Source organism: Salegentibacter salegens, assembly GCF_900142975.1.
Classification (GTDB): Bacteria; Bacteroidota; Bacteroidia; order Flavobacteriales; family Flavobacteriaceae; genus Salegentibacter; species Salegentibacter salegens.
The window spans coordinates 356,847-377,688 of the sequence record NZ_LT670848.1; the positions used below are offsets into that span (position 1 = coordinate 356,847).

A 20,842-nucleotide genomic window follows, 5' to 3' on the forward strand; every position below is an offset into this window, starting at 1 on the left:
AAAATGAGTCAAAAAATAAGAATAAAACTAAAATCCTACGATCATAACCTGGTAGATAAATCTGCAGAGAAGATCGTGAAAACTGTAAAAACTACAGGTGCGGTGGTAACAGGACCAATTCCATTACCTACACACAAAAAACTTTTTACTGTTTTACGTTCTCCGCACGTGAACAAGAAAGCCAGAGAGCAATTTCAATTAAGCTCTTATAAAAGGCTTTTGGATATCTACAGTTCTTCTTCAAAAACTATTGATGCGTTAATGAAGTTAGAATTACCAAGTGGGGTTGAAGTAGAGATCAAGGTATAAGTCATCTCCGCGAAGGCGGAGATCTCAAGATTCTCACCGTTGTGAGAAATACATGTCCCGAGCAGTTGGCGAGGGAAAAACGGAAGAAAGATACATTCAGGGCGAAAGTATTTTTCTGCCCTGAATTTTTTTAAATAAATAAGTAATAATCAATAATTAATTATGTCTGGGTTAATAGGAAAAAAAATAGGCATGACCAGTATTTTTGACGAGAACGGGAAAAACATTCCCTGTACCGTAATAGAAGCAGGTCCATGCGTAGTTACCCAAGTCAGAACCAAAGAGGTTGACGGGTATGAGGCACTTCAAGTTGGTTTCGATGACAAAAAGACTGCAAACAAAGCTGCCGAAGGGCACGCAAAAAAAGCAGGAAGCGTTGCAAAACGTAAAGTCGTTGAATTCCAGGGCTATGAAGCAGATTATAAATTAGGTGATGCTATCACGGTAGAGCACTTTAACGAGGGGGAATTTGTAGATATTGCAGGTACTTCTAAAGGTAAAGGCTTTCAGGGTGTTGTAAAAAGACACAACTTTGGTGGTGTGGGTCAGGCGACTCACGGTCAGCATAACCGATTAAGAGCTCCGGGTTCTATTGGTGCAGCGTCTTACCCTGCACGGGTTTTCAAAGGAATGAAAATGGCCGGTAGAATGGGTGGAGAGAGAGTTAAAGTAGAAAACCTGAGAGTTTTAAAAGTGGTGGCAGATAAAAACCTTTTAGTAGTAAAAGGATGTGTGCCAGGTCACAAAAACTCATACGTAATCATTAGCAAGTAATGGAAGTAGCAGTTTTAGATGTAAAAGGAAAAGAAACAGGCAGAAAAGCAAAGCTTTCTGACGCTGTTTTCGCTATAGAGCCAAACGATCACGCGGTTTATCTAGATGTTAAACAATATTTAGCTAATCAGCGACAGGGAACCCACAAAGCTAAAGAAAGAGCTGAGATTGTTGGAAGTACTCGTAAGATCAAGAAACAAAAAGGTACCGGTACTGCACGTGCAGGTAGCATTAAGTCGCCAATTTTTAAAGGTGGTGGACGTGTTTTTGGACCAAGACCAAGAAACTATGGTTTTAAATTGAATAAAAATTTAAAACGTTTGGCTAGAAAATCGGCATTATCAATAAAAGCAAAAGGAGAATCAATTTTTGTAGTTGAAGACTTTTCTTTTGATGCGCCGAAGACAAAAAGTATGATAGATGTTTTGAAAGCCCTTGGTATTCAGGACAAAAAATCACTTATAGTGTTGGGTGACTCAAATAAAAATGTATATTTGTCGTCACGTAATTTAAAAGGACTTGAGGTTGTAAATTCCTCAGAATTAAGTACTTACGGAATTCTTAATGCTAAGAATATTGTGCTACTTGAAGGTTCTTTAGAAGGAATTGTGTCGAATTTAAGTAAATAAGCCTTATGAGTATCTTGATAAAACCAATTATTACAGAAAAAGCCACCGGAGATAGCGAGTTGAATAACCGTTTTTCTTTTGTGGTAGACAATAAGGCGAATAAGATTGAAATTAAGAATGCAGTAGAAGCTGCTTATGGAGTTTCAGTTGAAAAAGTTCGTACTATAAATGTCCGTCCAGATCGCAAAACCAGATATACAAAATCTGGTATGATTACTGGTAAAACCAAAGCTTTCAAAAAAGCATTGGTACAGGTGACGGAAGGTGAAACTATTGATTTATACAGTAATCTTTAAGATTAAAAAATGTCAGTTAGAAAATTAAAACCAATCACCCCTGGCCAGCGATTTAGAGTAGTAAACGGGTATGACGCCGTAACTACTGATAAGCCGGAAAAAAGCCTTTTGGCTCCGATAAAAAAGTCAGGTGGGAGAAACAGTCAGGGAAAAATGACGATCCGCTACAAAGGTGGAGGTCATAAAAGACGTTACAGAATTGTAGACTTTAAACGCGACAAGCATGGGATTCCTGCTACAGTTGCGAGTATAGAATATGATCCTAACCGAACTGCCTTTATCGCATTGTTGAATTACCAGGATGGTGAGAAACGATATGTTATTGCTCAAAATGGGTTGCAGGTAGGTCAAAATATTGTATCAAGCACAGATTCGGCTGCTCCAGAAATTGGAAATGCAATGCCGTTGTCTAGCATCCCGCTTGGTACGGTAGTTTCTTGTATAGAGTTAAGAGCCGGGCAAGGTGCTGTTATGGCAAGAAGTGCTGGAGCTTTTGCTCAATTATTGGCAAGAGAAGGAAAATATGCAACCGTAAAACTACCTTCAGGAGAAATTAGAAGGGTGTTATCTACTTGTATGGCAACAATTGGAGCTGTATCAAATAGTGATCATCAACTTCAGGTTTCTGGTAAAGCTGGTAGAAAACGTTGGTTGGGTATAAGACCAAGAACAAGACCAGTTGCGATGAACCCTGTAGATCACCCAATGGGTGGTGGTGAAGGAAGAGCTTCCGGTGGTCACCCACGTTCAAGAAAAGGTTTACCTGCTAAAGGTTTCAAAACCCGTTCAAGAACAAAAGCGAGTAATAAATATATTGTAGAACGTAGAAAGAAATAATTAAGATATGGCACGTTCATTAAAAAAAGGACCTTACGTTCACTATAAGTTAGATAAGAAGGTTGCTCAAAATGTTGAGTCTGGAAAAAAAGCCGTGATCAAAACCTGGTCTAGAGCTTCAATGATTACTCCAGATTTTGTTGGGCAAACTATCGCTGTTCACAACGGGAAACAATTTGTACCTGTATATGTAACAGAGAACATGGTAGGGCATAAATTAGGAGAATTTTCACCAACACGTTCCTTTAGAGGGCATTCTGGTGCAAAAAATAAAGGTAAAAGATAATTGAAGCTATGGGAGTTCGTAAAAGAGAAAGAGCAGAGCAAATAAAAGAAGCCAAAAAACAGGTAGCTTTTGCAAAGTTGAATAACTGCCCTACTTCACCTAGAAAAATGCGCTTAGTTGCGGATTTAGTAAGAGGTGAGAAAGTAGAAAAGGCGCTTCAAATATTAAAATTCAGTTCAAAAGAAGCTTCTGGACGTTTAGAGAAATTATTGCTTTCAGCAATAGCCAACTGGCAATCTAAAAACGAAGATGCAAGTATTGAAGATGCTGAATTGTTTGTAAAAGAAATCCGTGTAGATGGAGGAGCGATGCTTAAGAGGCTACGTCCTGCACCACAGGGTCGCGCACATAGAATTAGAAAGAGATCCAACCACGTTACTTTGGTGCTTGGAGAAAACAATAATACACAAAGCTAAGTAGAGTATGGGACAAAAAACAAATCCAATCGGGAATCGCCTTGGTATCGTAAGAGGATGGGAATCCAACTGGTACGGAGGAAATGACTACGGCGATAAATTAGCCGAAGACGATAAGATTAGAAAGTACATCCATGCTCGTCTTTCAAAAGCGAGTGTATCTAGGGTAATTATTGAGCGTACGCTTAAGCTTGTAACCGTTACTATCACCACTGCCAGACCAGGTATTATTATTGGTAAAGGCGGCCAGGAGGTAGACAAGCTTAAAGAAGAACTTAAGAAAATTACCGACAAGGAAGTTCAAATTAACATCTTTGAGATTAAGAGGCCAGAACTTGATGCGCATTTAGTTGCATCTAGTGTTGCAAGACAAGTTGAGAATCGTATCTCTTACCGTCGTGCAATTAAAATGGCTATCGCGGCTGCTATGAGAATGAATGCTGAAGGAATCAAAATACAGATTTCCGGACGTTTAAATGGTGCTGAAATGGCACGTTCAGAAGCATACAAAGATGGTAGAATTCCTCTGTCTACTTTTAGGGCCGATATTGACTATGCTTTAGTTGAAGCTCACACTACTTATGGTAGGTTGGGTATTAAAGTATGGATCATGAAAGGCGAAGTTTATGGTAAAAGAGATCTTTCTCCGCTTGTTGGAATGTCCAAGAAGCAAGGAGGAAAACCTGGAGCCGGGCGAGGTGGTAACAAATCACGTCGTAGAAAGTAATTTTTTAAAGTAAAGAAAAATGTTACAACCTAAAAGAACAAAATACCGTAAACAGCAGAAGGGCCGTATGAAAGGCAATGCCGGAAGAGGGCATAGACTCTCTAACGGAACCTTTGGAATAAAATCTATGGATTCTAGTTTCATTACTGCCCGCCAAATTGAAGCTGCACGTATTGCTGCTACCCGATATATGAAAAGGGAAGGTTCTATCTGGATTAAAATATTTCCAGACAAGCCTATCACTAAGAAACCTCTAGAGGTTCGTATGGGTAAAGGTAAAGGTGCTGTAGAATATTGGGCTGCTGTTGTAAAACCAGGAAGAATTATGTTTGAAATTGGTGGAGTACCAATGGATATTGCTAAAGAAGCTTTAAGGCTTGCAGCACAAAAACTTCCGGTAAGAACCAAATTTATTGTAGCTAGAGATTATCAAGCTTAATATTATAAAATTATGAAACAATCAGAAGTAAAAGAACTGTCTGTGGCAGAATTACAAGAAGAGCTTGGGAAATCTAGAAAAGCATATTCAGATTTGAAAATGGCTCACGCAGTTTCGCCATTAGAGAACCCAATACAGCTTAGAGCTGTACGAAGAACTATAGCGAGACTTGCTACAGAGTTAACTAAAAGAGAACAACAATAAGTGTTATTCTGCTGAAAGATGGAAAAAAGAAATTTAAGAAAAGAGCGTATAGGCGTTGTTACAAGTAATAAAATGCAGAAATCAATCGTGGTTTCTGAAGTTAAGAAAGTAAAACACCCTATGTATGGAAAATTCGTTTTAAAAACGAAAAAATACGTAGCGCACGACGAAACAAACGACTGCAACGAAGGAGATACTGTAAGGATCATGGAGACAAGACCTTTAAGTAAATCTAAATGTTGGAGATTAGTAGAAATAATTGAAAGAGCGAAGTAATGGTACAACAAGAGTCTAGACTAAGAGTAGCAGACAATACCGGGGCAAAAGAAGTTTTGACCATACGTGTATTGGGCGGTACAAAGAAAAGATACGCTTCTGTTGGGGACAAAATAGTTGTCAGCGTTAAAGAAGCTACACCTAACGGAAATATCAAAAAAGGTGCAGTTTCAACAGCAGTTGTTGTTCGTACCAAGAAAGAAGTACGCAGAGCAGACGGGTCTTATATCCGTTTTGATGATAATGCCTGTGTATTGCTGAACCCTACCGGAGAAATGCGCGGAACTCGTGTATTTGGCCCGGTTGCGAGAGAACTTCGTGATAAGCAATTCATGAAAATTGTATCATTGGCACCAGAGGTGCTTTAATACATTAACAAGATGAGAAAGCTTAAAATAAAAACTGGAGATACTGTAAGAGTTGTTGCCGGTGACCATAAAGGTCAGGAAGGTAAAGTTCAAAAAGTTCTCATAGAAAAGAATAAAGCCATCGTAGAAGGTGTGAACACTATCTCAAAACATGAGAAACCTAGTGCATCCAACCCTCAAGGTGGTATTGTAAAGAAAGAAGCTCCTATTCATATTTCTAACCTTTCTTTGTTAGACAAAGATGGTAACACTACCAGAGTTGGATATAAAGAAGAGGATGGAAAGAAAGTAAGATTTTCCAAAAAATCTAATGAAGTAATTTAGTTATGGCATACGTACCAAGACTTAGAGCAGAATATGCAGAGCGAGTAAAGCCTGCATTAAGAGAAGAATTTAGCTATGCTAACGTAATGGAGATCCCAAAACTAGAGAAAATAGTTTTGAGCCGTGGCGTTGGTGCAGCTGTAGCAGATAAAAAGCTAATTGACCACGCTGTAGATGAATTATCTACAATAACAGGTCAAAAAGCGGTGCAAACCATTTCTAAAAAGGATGTTGCTTCATTCAAACTTCGTAAAGGAATGCTAATTGGGGCAAAAGTTACTTTGCGAGGATATAGAATGTACGAATTCTTAGATCGTTTAATAACATCAGCACTTCCACGTGTTCGTGACTTTAGCGGGATTAAGGCAAATGGTTTTGATGGTAGAGGAAACTATAATTTAGGTGTTACTGAACAAATCATCTTTCCGGAGATTGATATTGATAAAGTAAACCGAATTAATGGTATGGATATCACCTTCGTAACCACTGCAAAGACCGATAAGGAAGCGAAATCATTGTTAACCGAACTAGGATTACCTTTTAAAAAGAATTAATTATGGCTAAAGAATCAATGAAAGCCCGTGAGGTGAAGAGACAAAAAATGGTGAAAAAGTATGCTGAAAAACGCGCTGCTCTTAAAGAGGCTGGCGATTTTGAAGGTTTGCAAAAATTACCAAAAAATGCTTCTCCTGTACGTTTGCATAACCGTTGTAAACTAACTGGTAGGCCAAAAGGTTATATGAGACAATTTGGTCTTTCTCGTGTAATGTTTAGAGAAATGGCTAACCAGGGTTTAATTCCTGGAGTTAGAAAAGCTAGTTGGTAAAATTATAAATTGGTTGCAGGTTCTCCTGAGTGTCGGGACGAAAACCACATCCGCAAATTGAAATAGATGAATACAGATCCTATTGCAGATTATTTGACAAGAGTTAGGAACGCTGTGGCTGCAAACCACAGGGTGGTAGAAATACCGGCTTCTAACCTTAAAAAGGAGATTACAAAAATATTATTCGATCAGGGATATATTCTTAGTTACAAGTTTGATGATGCTACTGCTCAGGGAACAATTAAAATTGCCCTTAAGTATGACAAAATCACGAAAGAACCTGTAATTAAAGATATCCAGAGAATAAGTAAACCTGGTTTACGTAAGTATTCCGGCGCTGATGGATTACCACGTATCTTAAACGGTCTTGGTATCGCTATAGTTTCTACTTCTCACGGTGTAATGACCGGGAAGCAGGCTAAAGCCGAGAAAGTTGGTGGTGAAGTATTGTGTTACGTTTACTAATACTTAAAAGACTAAAGAAATGTCAAGAATAGGTAAAAGCCCAATTACAATTCCAGAAGGTGTAAATGTAGACCTTAAAGATGGCGTTGTAACGGTAAAAGGAAAATTAGGAGAACTTAATCAGGAAGTTAGCGACATTGATGTGAAAATTGAAGATGGCGTAATTACTTTTGAACGTTCTTCAGAGAAAAGTGATCAAAAAGCAAAACACGGTCTTTATCGTGCTTTGATTAACAATATGATTGAAGGGGTTACAAACGGATATACAAAATCTTTAGAATTGGTAGGAGTTGGATATAGAGCTTCTAACCAGGGACAAAAATTAGATTTAGCCGTTGGGTTTTCCCATAATATTGTAATAGATTTGGCGCCAGAAGTTAAAGTGGAAGCAATTTCAGAGAAAGGGAAAAATCCAATCGTGAAATTAACTTCTTACGATAAACAACTTGTGGGCCAGGTAGCTGCTAAGATACGCTCCTTTAGAGCACCAGAACCTTATAAAGGTAAAGGTATCAAGTACGTTGGAGAACAATTACGTAGAAAAGCAGGTAAATCAGCTTAATAAAGTTTAGATATGGCAGTTTCAAAACAAGATAGACGAAATAAGATAAGAAAGCGTGTTCGTAAGTCAATTACGGGTACCGCTAGCCGTCCAAGATTATCTGTATTTAGAAGTAATAAAGAAATTTATGCTCAAATTATAGATGATGTAGAAGGAAAAACACTAGCTGCAGCCTCTTCGAGAGATAAAGGCGTGTCAGGAGAAGGTGATAAATCCAAACAAGCAGAATTGGTTGGTAAAACCCTTGCTGAAAAAGCTTTGAAAGCCGGTGTAGAAACCATTTCTTTTGACAGAGGTGGTTACCTGTATCACGGAAGAGTTAAATCATTAGCAGAAGGTGCTCGAGAAGGAGGACTAAAATTCTAGAAAATTATGTATCAAGATTATAAAAACGTAGAACATGTAAAACCGGGCGGGCTTGAATTAAAAGACCGTTTGGTAGGAGTACAACGTGTGACCAAAGTAACCAAAGGTGGTAGAGCTTTTGGATTTTCTGCTATTGTTGTAGTAGGAGATGAGAATGGTGTTGTAGGGCAAGGTTTAGGTAAATCTAAAGAAGTTGCTGACGCTATCTCTAAAGCTGTGGAAGATGCAAAGAAGAATTTAGTGCGTATTCCTTTACATAAAGGAAGCCTTCCTCACGAGCAAAAAGGTAAGTATGGTGGCGCAAGAGTTCTTTTGCTACCTGCTGCAACTGGTACCGGGATTATTGCCGGTGGTGCAATTCGTGCCGTACTGGAAGCTGTTGGAGTACACGACGTACTTTCTAAAAACCAGGGGTCTTCAAACCCACACAACGTAGTAAAAGCTACTTTTGATGCGCTACTTCAATTAAGAAGTGCAGATACTGTTGCTAAACAACGTGGTATTTCATTAGAAAAGGTTTTTAAAGGATAAATCAAGGAGAAAGATGGGAAAGATAAAAGTTACAAAAGTAAAGAGTGCAATTAACCGATCTAAAAATCAAAAACTGGTTTTGGAGTCTCTTGGTCTTAAGAAAATTGGCCAAACGGTAGAGCACAACGATACGCCAAACATCCTTGGTATGGTAAATAAAGTTAAACATTTAGTTTCCATTGAGGAAACAAAATAATAGATTCACATGGAATTAAATAACTTAAAACCTGCAAAAGGTTCAGTTAAGAGTAACAACAAGCGTGTTGGCCGTGGAGAAGGATCAGGTAAAGGTGGTACTGCCACCCGTGGTCACAAAGGGGCTAAATCTCGTTCTGGTTACTCCAAGAAGATTGGTTTTGAAGGTGGGCAAATGCCACTTCAACGTCGTGTTCCAAAATTTGGTTTCACTAACAGAAATCGTGTAGCTTACCAGGGTGTAAATCTTGATACTTTACAGCGTTTAGTTGATGAAGGTAAAATTAAAGATACTGTAGATGTTGATGCTTTGATCGAAAACGGTCTTGTGAGTAAAAACAAACCAGTAAAGATATTAGGTAGAGGTGAATTAAAGGCAAAGTTGAAAATATCTGTTCATAAATATACGGCCACAGCAAAAGAAGCTATAGAAGCTGCTGGAGGTGAAGTTGTTACTTTATAATAGATAGCCAAATGAAATTCATCAATACTATTAAAAATATTTGGAAGATCGAGGAACTAAAAAATAGAATTTTAGTAACCCTCGGTCTATTATTAGTTTATCGTTTTGGGGCACAAGTTGTGCTTCCCGGGATAGATGCTTCACAGCTATCTAACCTGGCATCCCAAACAGATGGGGGTCTTCTTGGCCTCTTAAACGCATTTACAGGTGGTGCTTTTTCTAACGCCTCTGTTTTTGCATTGGGAATTATGCCATATATCTCGGCCTCTATTGTAGTGCAGTTAATGGGTATTGCGATACCTTATTTGCAAAAACTACAAAAAGAAGGAGAGAGCGGTAGACGTAAGATCAATCAGATCACCCGTTGGTTAACTATTGCAATTACATTGGTACAGGGACCCGGTTATATCTATAACCTTTTTGCTACATTACCACAGCAAGCCTTTTTATTAGGCGATACCGTGACGTTTGTAGCCTCTGCGGTAGTAATTCTTACTACCGGAACCATTTTCGCAATGTGGCTGGGTGAAAAGATAACCGACAAAGGTATTGGTAATGGTATTTCGCTATTAATTATGGTAGGTATTATTGCTACCTTACCACAAGCATTTATTCAGGAATTCGCTTCCAGGGTATTTGAATCTAATGGTGGACTTATTATGATTCTTATTGAATTAGTAATTTGGTTCGCTATTATTCTTGCTTCGGTAATGTTGGTAATGGCCGTACGCCAAATCCCGGTACAATATGCCAGAAGAACCGCCTCTGGAGGTTACGAGAAAAACGTATTTGGATCTAGACAGTACATTCCACTTAAGCTTAATGCTTCAGGTGTAATGCCAATTATATTTGCGCAGGCTATTATGTTTATCCCGGCTGCTGTAGCAGGATTATCAGATTCTGATGCTGCACAAGGGGTTACCGCGGCCTTTAGCGATATATTTGGATTTTGGTATAATGTAGTATTTGCGCTATTAATTATCGTATTTACCTACTTCTATACCGCGATTACTGTACCTACCAATAAAATGGCTGATGATCTAAAACGAAGTGGAGGATTTATTCCCGGCATTCGTCCAGGAACTGAAACCGCCGAGTTTTTAGATAGAATTATGTCTCAAATTACCTTGCCAGGATCTATTTTCCTTGCGCTTATTGCTGTGTTCCCTGCAATTGTAGTGCAACTCTTAGGTGTGCAACAAGGATGGGCATTGTTTTTTGGAGGAACCTCGCTTTTAATTATGGTTGGAGTTGCAATAGATACTATGCAACAAGTAAACTCTTACTTGCTGAATAGACATTACGACGGATTAATGAAAACAGGTAAAAACAGAAAAGCAGTAGCTTAATTATGGCAAAACAACCGGCAATAGAACAAGACGGAACAATTATAGAAGCATTATCTAATGCAATGTTTCGTGTAGAATTGGAAAATGGTCACGTTGTGACAGCTCATATCTCTGGGAAGATGCGTATGCACTACATTAAATTGTTACCTGGAGATAAAGTAAAACTGGAAATGAGCCCTTACGATTTAAGTAAGGCTCGTATAACATACAGATACTAAAAGTAATTTGAGCTATTTATAAAATTTTCAGTACTTTTGCAACCTGAAAAAATTATGAATGCTGAAATCCTGATTTTGAGCCTATTTCGAAATCAGTGAATTGAAAAAAACTAAAGAGATGAAAGTTAGAGCATCAGTAAAAAAAAGAAGTGCCGACTGCAAAATTGTACGCAGAAAAGGGCGCCTTTACGTAATTAACAAAAAGAATCCTAGATTTAAACAAAGACAAGGCTAATTATGGCAAGAATTGCAGGGGTAGATATACCTAAACAAAAGCGAGGAGTTATAGCATTGACCTATATCTTCGGAATTGGTAGAAGCAGGGCTCAAAAGATCCTTAGCCAGGCCAAAGTAGATGAAAGCAAAAAAGTTTCAGATTGGGACGATGAAGAAATTGGTCGTATTCGTGAAGCTGTTGGTGAATTTACAATCGAAGGAGAATTACGTACAGAAGTTCAAATGAGTATTAAGCGTCTAATGGATATTGGATGCTATAGGGGTATTCGCCACAGAAGTGGTTTGCCACTTAGAGGTCAAAGAACCAAGAATAACTCAAGAACCAGAAAAGGTAGAAGAAAAACAGTTGCTAACAAGAAGAAAGCGACTAAATAGTAAGTAATATGGCAAAGAAGACAGTTCAAAAAAAGCGTAAAGTAATCGTGGAGTCCGTAGGGCAAGCACACGTTACGGCTTCTTTCAATAACATTATTGTTTCCCTTACCAATAAAAAGGGAGACGTTATTGCTTGGTCATCTGCAGGAAAAATGGGTTTTAGAGGTTCTAAAAAGAATACTCCTTATGCTGCCCAGTTAGCTGCAGAAGACGCGTCTAAAGTAGCTCACGAAGCTGGTTTGCGCAAAGTTAAAGTTTACGTTAAAGGGCCGGGGAATGGTAGAGAATCTGCTATTCGTTCGCTTCATAACAACGGGATTGAAGTAACTGAAATTATTGATGTTACTCCATTACCACACAACGGATGTCGTCCTCCTAAGAGACGTAGAGTTTAATAAAAAGTATAATAATAAGAGAGGAGTTAAGATTATCGAAGGACAGAGACCTTAATTCATAATCCCTTTCTTCTAAATTTAAAGTTAATGGCAAGATATACTGGTCCAAAGACTAAAATAGCCCGTAAATTCGGTGAAGCTATTTTTGGAGACGATAAATCTTTTGAAAAAAGAAATTATCCTCCGGGACAACACGGTAACAACCGTCGTCGCGGTAAGAAATCTGAATATGCAATCCAGTTAATGGAGAAGCAAAAAGCAAAGTATACTTACGGTATCCTTGAGCGTCAGTTTAGTAATATGTTTAAAAAAGCTACTAGAGCGCAAGGAATTACTGGTGAAGTGCTACTTCAACTTTGTGAATCACGTCTTGATAACGTAGTTTATAGAATGGGTATTGCTCCAACTAGAAGCGCTGCAAGACAATTTGTATCTCACAGGCACATTACAGTAAATGGCGAGTTGGTTAACATACCTTCTTACCAAATGAAAGCTGGTGATGTAGTAAGTGTTCGTGAAAAATCAAAATCTTTACAGGCTATCCAGGATTCACTAGCTAACTCTAGCAGTGTTTACGAATGGATTACCTGGAATAACGAGACAAAACAAGGAACTTTTGTTTCAGTACCCGGACGTATTCAGATTCCGGAAAACATAAATGAACAATTCATCGTCGAATTATATTCGAAATAATAATTCACAGAAGTCGTAATATGGCAATACTAAATTTTCAGAAGCCCGATAAAGTTATAATGATTGATTCAACCGATTTCGAAGGGAAATTTGAATTTCGCCCTTTGGAACCTGGCTATGGATTAACCGTTGGTAACGCTTTAAGGAGAGTGCTTTTATCTTCGTTAGAAGGTTATGCAATCACTTCAATTCGTATAGAAGGCGTAGATCACGAATTCTCCGCTATTCCTGGAGTTGTGGAAGACGTAACAGAAATTATCCTGAATCTTAAACAAGTAAGGTTCAAAAGGCAAATTGATGAAATAGATAACGAAGCCGTTACCATTTCTATATCTGGAGAAGAACAAATTACTGCCGGTCACTTTCAAAAATTCATTTCAGGCTTTCAGGTGCTAAACCCAGATCAAGTGGTTTGTACTGCAGATAAGAAAGTAAACCTGAATATGGAAATGACCATAGAAAAAGGTAGAGGTTATGTTCCAGCCGAAGAAAACAAAAAAGCCAACGCACCTCTTGGAACTATATTTACCGATTCTATTTATACACCAATAAAGAACGTTAAGTATAGCATTGAAAACTATCGTGTAGAGCAAAAGACCGATTATGAAAAATTGGTTTTTGAAATCGTAAGCGATGGTTCTATTCACCCAAAAGATGCACTTACTGAAGCTGCAAAAACACTTATTCACCACTTTATGTTATTCTCAGACGAGCGTATCACGCTTGAAGCTGATGAAATAGCACAAACTGAAACTTATGATGAAGAATCCCTTCATATGAGACAGTTGCTAAAAACCAAGTTGGTAGATATGGATCTTTCAGTAAGAGCTTTAAATTGCTTAAAAGCGGCTGAAGTTGATACCCTGGGAGACCTTGTTTCTTACAATAAAAATGACTTGATGAAGTTTAGAAACTTCGGAAAGAAATCTTTGACAGAGCTTGAAGAATTGGTAAGTAACAAAGGACTTAACTTTGGTATGGACCTTTCAAAATACAAATTAGATAAGGACTAAAAATAGTCTTGAGATATTAGTATAGAGAATTCAGTTTTTCACCTTACTATATACTCATTACCAAATACTGAATACTAATTGATAAGTAGTTTTCCATAAAAGCCGGCAAAAGATCGCGCTTTGGGAAAATGAATTAAGAACAAAACAATGAGACACGGAAAGAAAACAAACCATTTAGGTAGAAAGACCGCTCACAGGAAGTCTATGCTAGCCAATATGGCCTGCTCTCTTATAGAGCACAAGAGAATCAATACCACCGTAGCTAAAGCAAAAGCTTTAAAAGTTTTTGTAGAGCCTTTGGTAACTAAGTCTAAAGAAGATACTACTCACAATCGTAGGTTAGTATTTAGTAAACTTCGCCAAAAGGAAGCTGTAGCCGAATTGTTTCGTGAGGTAGCTCCTAAAGTTGGTGACCGCCCGGGTGGATACACAAGGGTAATTAAATTAGGTAACCGTCTTGGAGATAATGCCGATATGGCCCTTATCGAGTTAGTTGATTACAACGAAACTTACAATTTAAGTAAAACAGAGAAGAAGAAATCTACACGTAGAGCGGGTAGAAAGAAATCTACTGAAGCTACTCCAGATGCTCCAAACGCAGAAGGAAAAACAGAAGATAAATCTTCAGAAAATAAAGAAGACAAAAAAGAGGAATAGAAATGAATCTTTTAAAGTTCTAATTTTTAAAAAGGATAAACTCTCAGGGTTTATCCTTTTTTTATATATTAAATTGAAATTGTCATTTCCGCGTAGGCGGAAATCCAAATAGTAAAGTCCATTTCCGTGAAGACGGAAATCCCAGCAACACAACAAATTAATAAGAATGAAATATCAAACCCGAAAAAAAGCGATTATCTTACTGGAAGATGGCACTATCTTTCACGGTAAGGCTGTAGGAGACAAAGACGGTAAAGCCGTTGGTGAAGTTTGTTTTAATACCGGAATGACCGGTTACCAGGAGATCTTTACAGATCCTTCTTATTACGGCCAGCTTATGGTTACCACTAATGCCCATATTGGTAATTACGGAACTTTAGCCGAAGAAAGTGAAGCCGATAAAGCTAAGATCTCTGGGCTTATCTGTAAGAACTTCAGTTACACCTATTCCCGCCCGGCTGCCGATTCTTCACTGCAGGAGTTTTTAGATGATAGTAACTTATTTGCTATTTCTGATGTAGATACTCGTGCGCTGGTAACTTACATTAGAGAAAATGGAGCAATGAACGCTATTATCTCAACAGATGTAGATAATATAGAAGGTCTTAAAAAAGAACTTGCCGAAGTACCAGATATGAATGGGTTGGAACTTGCTTCTAAAGTTTCTACCAAAGAGCCATATTATTTCGGTAACGAAAATGCCACTTATAAAATAGCTGCACTGGACGTTGGAATTAAAAAGAACATTCTTCGCAATTTTGAAAAACGTGATGTGTACGTAAAGGTTTTTCCTTACAATGCCACTTACGAAGAGATGAAGGAATGGAATCCAGATGGCTATTTTCTTTCAAATGGGCCTGGAGATCCACAGCCTTTGGAAAGTGCTATCAATCTTACTAAAGCTATTTTAGAAAAGGATCATCCGTTATTTGGTATTTGTTTGGGGCACCAGATCATCGCCATTGCTAACGGGATTAAAACCTATAAAATGCACCACGGTCACCGCGGAATAAATCACCCGGTAAAAAATCTTAAGACCGGAAAAGGTGAAATTACTTCTCAAAATCACGGTTTCTCGGTAGATAAAGCAGAAACTGAGGCAAACAGCGAAGTGGAAATCACTCATATTTGCTTAAATGACGATACTGTTGGTGGAATCTCGATGAAAAATAAAAACTGTTTTTCAGTTCAATATCACCCAGAGGCAAGTCCGGGGCCTCACGATGCCAGTTACTTGTTTGATGAATTTATGGATAGAATAAAAGGAGCGAAAGCTTAAAATTTTTTATTAAAACTAATGAAAAAGCCCAAAAAATAAACATTTTGGGCTTTTCTTTTGTCAAAACCGAAATTATTCTAAATTGCAGCCTCAAATTCATCAAAACTCATCAATGAAAAAATTACTACTACTCAGCTTTTGTCTTTTTACATTTTCATCTATCAACGCCCAGGATCAAGCTTCGGTTGAAGACGGTCTTTTGTCAATAAACATCTTAACACCTGGTTTAGAATACGAATACGGCCTTACAAATTCTACTACCTTAGATTTACGGGCAGGATCGGCTTTCGGTTATAGAGATAACAGCTACTTTGGAGAAGATTTTGGTATTTATCCAACATTTAATGTTCAATATCGCTATTATTATAATCTAGAAAAACGCCTGAATAAAGGAAAAAATATAAAGAATAATAGTGCTAATTATATCGCTTTAAGCGGGAGTGTCCAATCTGGCAAGCCTATAATTGGAGACCTAGAATATAGTGAAGGTTATTTTGGAACTGTTGGACCGGTTTGGGGTTTACAGCGTTATTATGGTAGCGGCTTTAAATTAGACCTTAATTTAGGAGCGGGTTACGGTTTTAATGAGTCTGGTGATTCTTTTTTGTCGTTACTTATTGGGATTAGATTAGGATGGCGTTTATCAAACTAATTCTTTTCAGTCTTTTGTTGCTTGGGATTTCTAAAATTCAGGCACAAAAGCATCCTGTTTTCTATGCAGGTTTTGAAGGCTACAGGCATACCGATTTTGAAAATAATAGCTTCGGTAAATTTTCGGTAGGATCTCAAATCTATCAAATTAAGTTTTTTGCCCCCGAAATTGGTTTTGATTATGGGGGAGGCTCGCTTTCAGAAAGAACTGTTTTTGGTGACAATTTTAATATTCAAGACCCAAGAAAAGGACTTTTAAGGCAACGCTTTACTTATTCTGTCTTGACTTTTAATCCAAAATTAAAATTTGGGGAAGAAGATGCTTATATCACCTTTTCTCCAAAATATCATATAGGAAGATTAAAAGGAGAAGCAGCTTATCTTGAGTACCGTGGTGATAATAATAGATACATAGGTGTGAAAGAAAGTGAGGAAGCTAAATTCAACACCTCCTTCTGGAGTTTCGCTATTGGTTTTGAAGGTTTACAGATTACTGCAAAGTACTGGTTTGCTCTTTCTCTGCATTATACATTGGTTGATGCCAACGAAGTTTGGAATACCATGGAGTTTTCAGCAGAAGATGCGTTTATGCAGTCAGCTTCAACTTCTACCATAGGGCTAGGTTTTCGTTTTTATTATAATCCATTTGCTTCAAAAAATGACTAAAATTATGTTTTCTAATAATTTCAGCATTTAAAAATCTTCCGAATTTCATAAAATGCCATTCTGTTTTGGTTTTCGGTAAATCCGTAAAAAATCATACTATTTCATGAGATTCTTTTAGATACTTTCTTTTAGAAAACCATTTCGTGTTTCCATAATGTTATAAATGCTTTAAAACTACCTGTTTCCCTCGATTTTTTAGGCTTCAATTTGTATCTTGCATTCAAATCAATTAACTAATTAAAAAAGATTATGAGTGTAATAATAAATATTCACGCCCGTCAGATTTTCGACTCAAGAGGAAATCCAACCGTAGAAGTAGATGTTTTAACCGAAAATGGAATTCTGGGAAGAGCAGCAGTGCCTTCTGGAGCTTCTACCGGTGAGCACGAAGCTGTAGAACTTCGTGATGGTGGCGATGATTATATGGGGAAAGGCGTTACTAAAGCTGTTGAGAATGTAAATGATATAATTGCTGAAGAATTATTGGGTTATTCTGTTTTTGAACAAAACCTGATAGATAAAGCAATGATAGAGATAGATGGTACTCCAAATAAAGCAAAACTGGGTGCCAATGCAATTTTGGGTGTTTCTCTTGCTGTGGCCAAAGCTGCGGCTAACGAACTTGGTTTGCCATTATACCGTTATATAGGTGGGGTAAGTGCTAATACACTTCCGGTTCCTATGATGAATATCATTAATGGTGGTTCGCATAGTGATGCTCCTATCGCATTTCAGGAATTTATGGTGATGCCGGTAAAAGCCGAAAGTTTTTCTCACGCCTTAAAAATGGGAACTGAAATTTTTCATCATCTAAAAAAAGTACTTCACGATCGTGGCTTAAGTACAGCTGTTGGAGATGAAGGTGGTTTCGCGCCAAAGTTAGACGGAACTGAAGATGCTTTAGAAACAATTCTTAAAGCTATTAAAAACGCCGGTTATAAGGGTGGTGACGATGTAATGATCGCATTAGATTGTGCTGCCGCTGAATTCTATGAAAATGGAAAATACGATTATAAGAAATTTGAAGGTGAAGGCGGGAAAATAAGATCTAGCGAAGAACAAGCTGAGTATCTTGCCGAACTTTCTTCTAAATATCCAATCATTTCTATTGAAGATGGTATGGATGAAAACGACTGGGATGGTTGGAAAGCCTTAACCGATAAAATTGGAGACAAAGTTCAATTGGTTGGAGACGACCTTTTCGTGACTAATGTTGAAAGACTTTCAAGAGGAATTGAAGAAGGAATTGCAAATTCAATCCTTATTAAAGTAAATCAAATTGGTACGCTAACTGAAACTATTGCAGCAGTAAATATGGCACATAATGCCGGCTTTACTTCGGTAATGTCTCACCGTTCTGGAGAGACCGAAGATAATACTATTGCCGATCTTGCTGTAGCTCTAAATACCGGGCAGATTAAAACCGGTTCAGCTTCAAGAAGTGACCGTATGGCAAAATACAATCAGCTAATTAGAATTGAAGAGGAACTAGGCGAAGTGGCTTATTTTCCAAAGCGTAAAGCTTTTAAAATCTAATTAGAGAATTCTAATAAAAATCAAATCCCTTTTGAAGAAATTTCAAAAGGGATTTTTTTTTGAGATAATTCAGCAAAAAACCTTTTAAAATCCCTTGTTTCAGTGAAAATCTTATCGCTGCTTAACGCAAAATTAACAGTAGATTTCTTAAATTAGCAACTCTCGAAAATAAGTTGAATCAAGTATATAAAATTAAGATATGTCAAAAGTTGCGACGATTGAAATAGATGGGAAAAAATACGAATTTCCTGTTGTAGAAGGAACTGAAAACGAACTGGGGATAAATATTAAAAAACTGCGAGCTGAAGCAGGTGTTATTACCCTGGATCGTGGTTATAAAAATACTGGAAGCTGTGAGAGTGCCATTACTTTTCTTAACGGGGAAGAGGGAATTCTAAGATATCGTGGTTATTCAATAGAAGCTCTGGCAGAAAAAGCTGACTTTCTTGAAGTAGCTTACCTGCTTATATTTGGAGAATTACCAACAAAAACTCAGTTAGATAAATTCTATGCCGATATTAAAGAAGAGTCTACGGTAGATGAAGAAATGAAGAAAATCCTTGATGGTTTTCCAAAATCGGCTCACCCAATGGGCGTGCTTTCTTCTTTAACCAGTGCACTTATTGCATTTAACCCTTCTTCTGTAAATGTAGATTCTGAAGAGGAAATGTATAAGGCTATTGTGAAGATTCTTGGGAAATTCCCGGTTCTTGCGGCCTGGACACTTAGAAAGAAAAACAGCCTTCCGCTAAACTATGGCGACGATTCCCTTGGTTATGTAGAGAACCTTCATAAAATGATGTTCGAAAAACCGGGCAAAAGCTATAAGGTAGATAAAGAAGTTATTGAAGCTTTAGATAAATTATTAATACTTCACGCAGATCATGAGCAGAACTGTTCTACTTCTACGGTAAGAATGGTAGGTTCTTCTCACGCGGGGCTTTTTGCCTCAATTTCTGCAGGAATTTCTGCACTTTGGGGGCCACTTCACGGTGGTGCAAACCAGGCAGTGATAGAAATGCTGGAAAGAATTAAAGAAGATGGTGGCGATACCAAGAAATTTATGGCAAAAGCTAAAGACAAGGAAGATCCTTTCCGTCTGATGGGCTTTGGTCACCGTGTGTATAAAAACTTCGATCCACGTGCTAAGATCATCAAAAAATCTGCAGATGACGTGCTTGGGCAACTTGGTGTAGACGATCCAGTATTGGACATTGCTAAAGGACTTGAAAAAGAAGCTTTAGAAGATCAATATTTCGTAGATAGAAAATTATATCCAAACGTAGATTTCTATTCAGGAATTATTTACCGTGCATTGGGTATTCCGGTAGAAATGTTTACCGTAATGTTCGCACTTGGTAGGCTTCCGGGTTGGATTGCTCAATGGAGAGAAATGAGGTTGATGAAAGAACCAATTGGGCGACCACGTCAAATTTACACCGGTGCAAACCTGCGTGACTTTAAAGAAGTTGAGAAAAGATAAGAATATCTCTTACATATTAATAAATTCGGAAAAAGCTTCATCATCGTATGAAGCTTTTTCTATATTTGATGAAAATTTTACTTGTGAAATTGAATATCAATAATGAGACTTCCCGCCTAAAAGCGGTGGTTTTAGGTACAGCAGAAAGTAACGGTCCCGTTCCATCTCTTGAAGAGGCATACGATCCCAAGTCGGCCGAATTCATCAGGATGGGGTCTTATCCCAAAGAGGAAGATATGATAGAGGAAATGGAAGCCGTTGCCAAAATACTGGAGAAATATAAAGTGCAGGTTTTTAGACCAAAAGTTATAAAAGATTACAACCAGATTTTTACTCGTGATATCGCTTTCGTGATAGAGGATAAGTTTATAAGATCTAACATTTTACCAGATCGGGAACAGGAAATTGAAGCTATTAGCCACGTTATAGAGCAGATAGACCCTTCAAAAATACTTCAGTTGCCCGAAGAAGCCCATATAGAAGGAGGCGATGTTATGCCTTTAGGTGATTATATTCTGGTGGGAACATACCGCGGTGCAGATTACAAAGATTATATCACGGCGCGTACAAATTTGGAAGCGGTAGAGGCTTTGCAGGAATTATTTCCGCATAAAAAAGTGATTTCTTTCAATTTAAGAAAATCAAATACAGAACCTCGGGATAATGCTTTACACCTGGATTGTTGTTTTCAACCTGTGGGGAATGGCAAGGCAATTATTCATAGAAATGGTTTTTTGGAAGAGGAAGAATATAATTGGTTGGTAAATCTTTTCGGGAGAGAAAATGTTTTTGAAATTTCCCGTGATGAGATGTATTATATGAATTCCAATATCTTTTCTATTGATGAAGATGTGGTGATTTCAGAGAAGAATTTTACGAGATTAAACACCTGGTTAAGGGAACATGGCATTACCGTAGAAGAAGTGCCTTATGCTGAAATTTCCAAGCAGGAAGGGCTTTTGCGTTGTTCAACCTTGCCGTTAATTAGAGAATAGAA

At 37.8% G+C, this 20,842-nt stretch carries 35 protein-coding genes; all 35 read left to right on the forward strand.

Features of this window, described 5'->3' with window-relative positions; all coding sequences use genetic code 11:
- Positions 1-3 precede the first annotated feature (3 nt).
- The 35 genes from rpsJ to B5488_RS01665 all read left to right on the forward strand — a co-directional run bounded on the left by rpsJ (position 4) and on the right by B5488_RS01665 (position 20,840).
- Positions 4-309: a 30S ribosomal protein S10 gene (gene rpsJ / locus B5488_RS01495; RefSeq protein WP_037319211.1), complete on the forward strand. Its 306-nt coding sequence runs from the start codon at positions 4-6 to the stop codon at positions 307-309.
- A 162-nt stretch (positions 310-471) separates the two neighbouring features.
- The gene (gene rplC / locus B5488_RS01500; protein WP_075324954.1) at positions 472-1,083 is read left to right on the forward strand and encodes a 50S ribosomal protein L3; all 612 of its coding nucleotides are present in this window, start codon (positions 472-474) and stop codon (positions 1,081-1,083) included.
- The gene (rplD, locus tag B5488_RS01505; protein ID WP_079733671.1) at positions 1,083-1,712 is read left to right on the forward strand and encodes a 50S ribosomal protein L4; all 630 of its coding nucleotides are present in this window, start codon (positions 1,083-1,085) and stop codon (positions 1,710-1,712) included. The genes rplC and rplD overlap by 1 nt, the downstream gene beginning before the upstream one ends.
- Positions 1,713-1,717: 5 nt before the next feature.
- Complete coding sequence (rplW, locus tag B5488_RS01510; protein ID WP_075324952.1) at positions 1,718-2,008, forward strand: 50S ribosomal protein L23; 291 nt, start codon at positions 1,718-1,720, stop codon at positions 2,006-2,008.
- A gap of 9 nt (positions 2,009-2,017) precedes the next feature.
- On the forward strand, positions 2,018-2,845 hold the full coding sequence (rplB, locus tag B5488_RS01515; protein WP_079733672.1) for a 50S ribosomal protein L2: 828 nt from the start codon (positions 2,018-2,020) through the stop codon (positions 2,843-2,845).
- Between the two features lie 7 nt (positions 2,846-2,852).
- Positions 2,853-3,131, forward strand: a complete 279-nt coding sequence (gene rpsS / locus B5488_RS01520; protein WP_057482232.1) for a 30S ribosomal protein S19 — start codon at positions 2,853-2,855, stop codon at positions 3,129-3,131.
- 8 nt (positions 3,132-3,139) lie between these two features.
- Positions 3,140-3,547: a 50S ribosomal protein L22 gene (rplV, locus tag B5488_RS01525; protein WP_075324950.1), complete on the forward strand. Its 408-nt coding sequence runs from the start codon at positions 3,140-3,142 to the stop codon at positions 3,545-3,547.
- Positions 3,548-3,554: 7 nt separating this feature from the next.
- Positions 3,555-4,274, forward strand: a complete 720-nt coding sequence (gene rpsC / locus B5488_RS01530; RefSeq protein ID WP_079733673.1) for a 30S ribosomal protein S3 — start codon at positions 3,555-3,557, stop codon at positions 4,272-4,274.
- A 19-nt stretch (positions 4,275-4,293) separates the two neighbouring features.
- Positions 4,294-4,713 carry a 50S ribosomal protein L16 gene (gene rplP / locus B5488_RS01535; protein WP_079733674.1) on the forward strand — a complete coding sequence of 140 codons (420 nt, stop codon included), beginning with the start codon at positions 4,294-4,296 and terminating at the stop codon, positions 4,711-4,713.
- 12 nt (positions 4,714-4,725) lie between these two features.
- Positions 4,726-4,917: a 50S ribosomal protein L29 gene (gene rpmC, locus B5488_RS01540; protein ID WP_037319233.1), complete on the forward strand. Its 192-nt coding sequence runs from the start codon at positions 4,726-4,728 to the stop codon at positions 4,915-4,917.
- 18 nt (positions 4,918-4,935) lie between these two features.
- Entirely contained in the window at positions 4,936-5,193 is a 258-nt protein-coding gene (rpsQ, locus tag B5488_RS01545; protein ID WP_037319236.1) for a 30S ribosomal protein S17, read from the forward strand.
- Positions 5,193-5,561, forward strand: a complete 369-nt coding sequence (rplN, locus tag B5488_RS01550; RefSeq protein ID WP_075324948.1) for a 50S ribosomal protein L14 — start codon at positions 5,193-5,195, stop codon at positions 5,559-5,561. The genes rpsQ and rplN overlap by 1 nt, the downstream gene beginning before the upstream one ends.
- Before the next feature lie 12 nt (positions 5,562-5,573).
- The gene (rplX, locus tag B5488_RS01555; protein ID WP_079721827.1) at positions 5,574-5,885 is read left to right on the forward strand and encodes a 50S ribosomal protein L24; all 312 of its coding nucleotides are present in this window, start codon (positions 5,574-5,576) and stop codon (positions 5,883-5,885) included.
- Positions 5,886-5,887: 2 nt separating this feature from the next.
- Entirely contained in the window at positions 5,888-6,439 is a 552-nt protein-coding gene (gene rplE / locus B5488_RS01560; RefSeq protein ID WP_079733675.1) for a 50S ribosomal protein L5, read from the forward strand.
- A 2-nt stretch (positions 6,440-6,441) separates the two neighbouring features.
- Positions 6,442-6,711, forward strand: coding sequence for a 30S ribosomal protein S14 (rpsN, locus tag B5488_RS01565; protein WP_079733676.1), 270 nt, complete (start codon positions 6,442-6,444; stop codon positions 6,709-6,711).
- Positions 6,712-6,777: 66 nt separating this feature from the next.
- Positions 6,778-7,176 (forward strand): 30S ribosomal protein S8, encoded by a 399-nt coding sequence (gene rpsH, locus B5488_RS01570; RefSeq protein WP_079733677.1) that lies wholly within the window; start codon positions 6,778-6,780, stop codon positions 7,174-7,176.
- A gap of 19 nt (positions 7,177-7,195) precedes the next feature.
- Entirely contained in the window at positions 7,196-7,738 is a 543-nt protein-coding gene (gene rplF, locus B5488_RS01575; RefSeq protein WP_079733678.1) for a 50S ribosomal protein L6, read from the forward strand.
- 12 nt (positions 7,739-7,750) lie between these two features.
- Entirely contained in the window at positions 7,751-8,104 is a 354-nt protein-coding gene (rplR, locus tag B5488_RS01580) for a 50S ribosomal protein L18 (protein ID WP_079733679.1), read from the forward strand.
- Between the two features lie 6 nt (positions 8,105-8,110).
- Positions 8,111-8,635, forward strand: coding sequence for a 30S ribosomal protein S5 (gene rpsE, locus B5488_RS01585; RefSeq protein WP_075324942.1), 525 nt, complete (start codon positions 8,111-8,113; stop codon positions 8,633-8,635).
- Positions 8,636-8,648: 13 nt separating this feature from the next.
- Positions 8,649-8,831, forward strand: coding sequence for a 50S ribosomal protein L30 (gene rpmD, locus B5488_RS01590; RefSeq protein WP_075324941.1), 183 nt, complete (start codon positions 8,649-8,651; stop codon positions 8,829-8,831).
- A gap of 9 nt (positions 8,832-8,840) precedes the next feature.
- Positions 8,841-9,293, forward strand: a complete 453-nt coding sequence (rplO, locus tag B5488_RS01595; protein ID WP_079733680.1) for a 50S ribosomal protein L15 — start codon at positions 8,841-8,843, stop codon at positions 9,291-9,293.
- 11 nt (positions 9,294-9,304) lie between these two features.
- Positions 9,305-10,642, forward strand: a complete 1,338-nt coding sequence (gene secY / locus B5488_RS01600; protein WP_075324939.1) for a preprotein translocase subunit SecY — start codon at positions 9,305-9,307, stop codon at positions 10,640-10,642.
- A 2-nt stretch (positions 10,643-10,644) separates the two neighbouring features.
- On the forward strand, positions 10,645-10,860 hold the full coding sequence (gene infA, locus B5488_RS01605; protein ID WP_013073244.1) for a translation initiation factor IF-1: 216 nt from the start codon (positions 10,645-10,647) through the stop codon (positions 10,858-10,860).
- Between the two features lie 118 nt (positions 10,861-10,978).
- On the forward strand, positions 10,979-11,095 hold the full coding sequence (ykgO, locus tag B5488_RS01610) for a type B 50S ribosomal protein L36 (protein ID WP_013305171.1): 117 nt from the start codon (positions 10,979-10,981) through the stop codon (positions 11,093-11,095).
- A gap of 2 nt (positions 11,096-11,097) precedes the next feature.
- Positions 11,098-11,472, forward strand: coding sequence for a 30S ribosomal protein S13 (gene rpsM / locus B5488_RS01615; protein WP_075324938.1), 375 nt, complete (start codon positions 11,098-11,100; stop codon positions 11,470-11,472).
- An 8-nt stretch (positions 11,473-11,480) separates the two neighbouring features.
- Positions 11,481-11,867, forward strand: coding sequence for a 30S ribosomal protein S11 (rpsK, locus tag B5488_RS01620; protein ID WP_079733681.1), 387 nt, complete (start codon positions 11,481-11,483; stop codon positions 11,865-11,867).
- Positions 11,868-11,954: 87 nt separating this feature from the next.
- Positions 11,955-12,560, forward strand: coding sequence for a 30S ribosomal protein S4 (gene rpsD / locus B5488_RS01625; RefSeq protein ID WP_079733682.1), 606 nt, complete (start codon positions 11,955-11,957; stop codon positions 12,558-12,560).
- Between the two features lie 20 nt (positions 12,561-12,580).
- Positions 12,581-13,573: a DNA-directed RNA polymerase subunit alpha gene (locus B5488_RS01630; protein WP_079733683.1), complete on the forward strand. Its 993-nt coding sequence runs from the start codon at positions 12,581-12,583 to the stop codon at positions 13,571-13,573.
- A gap of 147 nt (positions 13,574-13,720) precedes the next feature.
- On the forward strand, positions 13,721-14,230 hold the full coding sequence (rplQ, locus tag B5488_RS01635; protein WP_079733684.1) for a 50S ribosomal protein L17: 510 nt from the start codon (positions 13,721-13,723) through the stop codon (positions 14,228-14,230).
- Positions 14,231-14,396: 166 nt separating this feature from the next.
- Positions 14,397-15,509, forward strand: a complete 1,113-nt coding sequence (gene carA / locus B5488_RS01640; protein ID WP_079733685.1) for a glutamine-hydrolyzing carbamoyl-phosphate synthase small subunit — start codon at positions 14,397-14,399, stop codon at positions 15,507-15,509.
- 112 nt (positions 15,510-15,621) lie between these two features.
- Positions 15,622-16,161, forward strand: coding sequence for a DUF3575 domain-containing protein (locus tag B5488_RS01645; RefSeq protein ID WP_079733686.1), 540 nt, complete (start codon positions 15,622-15,624; stop codon positions 16,159-16,161).
- Positions 16,143-16,826: a hypothetical protein gene (locus tag B5488_RS01650; protein ID WP_106197118.1), complete on the forward strand. Its 684-nt coding sequence runs from the start codon at positions 16,143-16,145 to the stop codon at positions 16,824-16,826. Before B5488_RS01645 ends, B5488_RS01650 begins: the two co-directional genes overlap by 19 nt.
- Positions 16,827-17,075: 249 nt before the next feature.
- On the forward strand, positions 17,076-18,362 hold the full coding sequence (gene eno / locus B5488_RS01655) for a phosphopyruvate hydratase (protein ID WP_037319286.1): 1,287 nt from the start codon (positions 17,076-17,078) through the stop codon (positions 18,360-18,362).
- 199 nt (positions 18,363-18,561) lie between these two features.
- Complete coding sequence (locus B5488_RS01660; RefSeq protein ID WP_079733688.1) at positions 18,562-19,845, forward strand: citrate synthase; 1,284 nt, start codon at positions 18,562-18,564, stop codon at positions 19,843-19,845.
- Positions 19,846-19,913: 68 nt separating this feature from the next.
- Complete coding sequence (locus B5488_RS01665) at positions 19,914-20,840, forward strand: dimethylarginine dimethylaminohydrolase family protein (RefSeq protein ID WP_231919786.1); 927 nt, start codon at positions 19,914-19,916, stop codon at positions 20,838-20,840.
- Positions 20,841-20,842 lie beyond the last annotated feature (2 nt).

Coding starts and splice junctions, on each gene's coding strand:
- rpsE (WP_075324942.1), top strand. CDS start 8,111: ATGTATCAAGATTATAAAAACGTAGAACATGTAAAACCGGGCGGGCTT.
- B5488_RS01660 (WP_079733688.1), top strand. CDS start 18,562: ATGTCAAAAGTTGCGACGATTGAAATAGATGGGAAAAAATACGAATTT.
- rplP (WP_079733674.1), top strand. CDS start 4,294: ATGTTACAACCTAAAAGAACAAAATACCGTAAACAGCAGAAGGGCCGT.
- rpmC (WP_037319233.1), top strand. CDS start 4,726: ATGAAACAATCAGAAGTAAAAGAACTGTCTGTGGCAGAATTACAAGAA.
- B5488_RS01645 (WP_079733686.1), top strand. CDS start 15,622: ATGAAAAAATTACTACTACTCAGCTTTTGTCTTTTTACATTTTCATCT.
- carA (WP_079733685.1), top strand. CDS start 14,397: ATGAAATATCAAACCCGAAAAAAAGCGATTATCTTACTGGAAGATGGC.
- rplQ (WP_079733684.1), top strand. CDS start 13,721: ATGAGACACGGAAAGAAAACAAACCATTTAGGTAGAAAGACCGCTCAC.
- rpsH (WP_079733677.1), top strand. CDS start 6,778: ATGAATACAGATCCTATTGCAGATTATTTGACAAGAGTTAGGAACGCT.
- infA (WP_013073244.1), top strand. CDS start 10,645: ATGGCAAAACAACCGGCAATAGAACAAGACGGAACAATTATAGAAGCA.
- rplN (WP_075324948.1), top strand. CDS start 5,193: ATGGTACAACAAGAGTCTAGACTAAGAGTAGCAGACAATACCGGGGCA.
- B5488_RS01650 (WP_106197118.1), top strand. CDS start 16,143: ATGGCGTTTATCAAACTAATTCTTTTCAGTCTTTTGTTGCTTGGGATT.
- rplC (WP_075324954.1), top strand. CDS start 472: ATGTCTGGGTTAATAGGAAAAAAAATAGGCATGACCAGTATTTTTGAC.
- rplB (WP_079733672.1), top strand. CDS start 2,018: ATGTCAGTTAGAAAATTAAAACCAATCACCCCTGGCCAGCGATTTAGA.
- B5488_RS01630 (WP_079733683.1), top strand. CDS start 12,581: ATGGCAATACTAAATTTTCAGAAGCCCGATAAAGTTATAATGATTGAT.
- eno (WP_037319286.1), top strand. CDS start 17,076: ATGAGTGTAATAATAAATATTCACGCCCGTCAGATTTTCGACTCAAGA.
- rplW (WP_075324952.1), top strand. CDS start 1,718: ATGAGTATCTTGATAAAACCAATTATTACAGAAAAAGCCACCGGAGAT.
- rplV (WP_075324950.1), top strand. CDS start 3,140: ATGGGAGTTCGTAAAAGAGAAAGAGCAGAGCAAATAAAAGAAGCCAAA.
- rpsD (WP_079733682.1), top strand. CDS start 11,955: ATGGCAAGATATACTGGTCCAAAGACTAAAATAGCCCGTAAATTCGGT.
- rpsK (WP_079733681.1), top strand. CDS start 11,481: ATGGCAAAGAAGACAGTTCAAAAAAAGCGTAAAGTAATCGTGGAGTCC.
- rpsM (WP_075324938.1), top strand. CDS start 11,098: ATGGCAAGAATTGCAGGGGTAGATATACCTAAACAAAAGCGAGGAGTT.
- rpsC (WP_079733673.1), top strand. CDS start 3,555: ATGGGACAAAAAACAAATCCAATCGGGAATCGCCTTGGTATCGTAAGA.
- rplR (WP_079733679.1), top strand. CDS start 7,751: ATGGCAGTTTCAAAACAAGATAGACGAAATAAGATAAGAAAGCGTGTT.
- rpsQ (WP_037319236.1), top strand. CDS start 4,936: ATGGAAAAAAGAAATTTAAGAAAAGAGCGTATAGGCGTTGTTACAAGT.
- rplF (WP_079733678.1), top strand. CDS start 7,196: ATGTCAAGAATAGGTAAAAGCCCAATTACAATTCCAGAAGGTGTAAAT.
- rpsS (WP_057482232.1), top strand. CDS start 2,853: ATGGCACGTTCATTAAAAAAAGGACCTTACGTTCACTATAAGTTAGAT.
- rplX (WP_079721827.1), top strand. CDS start 5,574: ATGAGAAAGCTTAAAATAAAAACTGGAGATACTGTAAGAGTTGTTGCC.
- rplO (WP_079733680.1), top strand. CDS start 8,841: ATGGAATTAAATAACTTAAAACCTGCAAAAGGTTCAGTTAAGAGTAAC.
- rplE (WP_079733675.1), top strand. CDS start 5,888: ATGGCATACGTACCAAGACTTAGAGCAGAATATGCAGAGCGAGTAAAG.
- secY (WP_075324939.1), top strand. CDS start 9,305: ATGAAATTCATCAATACTATTAAAAATATTTGGAAGATCGAGGAACTA.
- rpmD (WP_075324941.1), top strand. CDS start 8,649: ATGGGAAAGATAAAAGTTACAAAAGTAAAGAGTGCAATTAACCGATCT.
- rpsJ (WP_037319211.1), top strand. CDS start 4: ATGAGTCAAAAAATAAGAATAAAACTAAAATCCTACGATCATAACCTG.
- B5488_RS01665 (WP_231919786.1), top strand. CDS start 19,914: ATGAAAATTTTACTTGTGAAATTGAATATCAATAATGAGACTTCCCGC.
- rpsN (WP_079733676.1), top strand. CDS start 6,442: ATGGCTAAAGAATCAATGAAAGCCCGTGAGGTGAAGAGACAAAAAATG.
- ykgO (WP_013305171.1), top strand. CDS start 10,979: ATGAAAGTTAGAGCATCAGTAAAAAAAAGAAGTGCCGACTGCAAAATT.
- rplD (WP_079733671.1), top strand. CDS start 1,083: ATGGAAGTAGCAGTTTTAGATGTAAAAGGAAAAGAAACAGGCAGAAAA.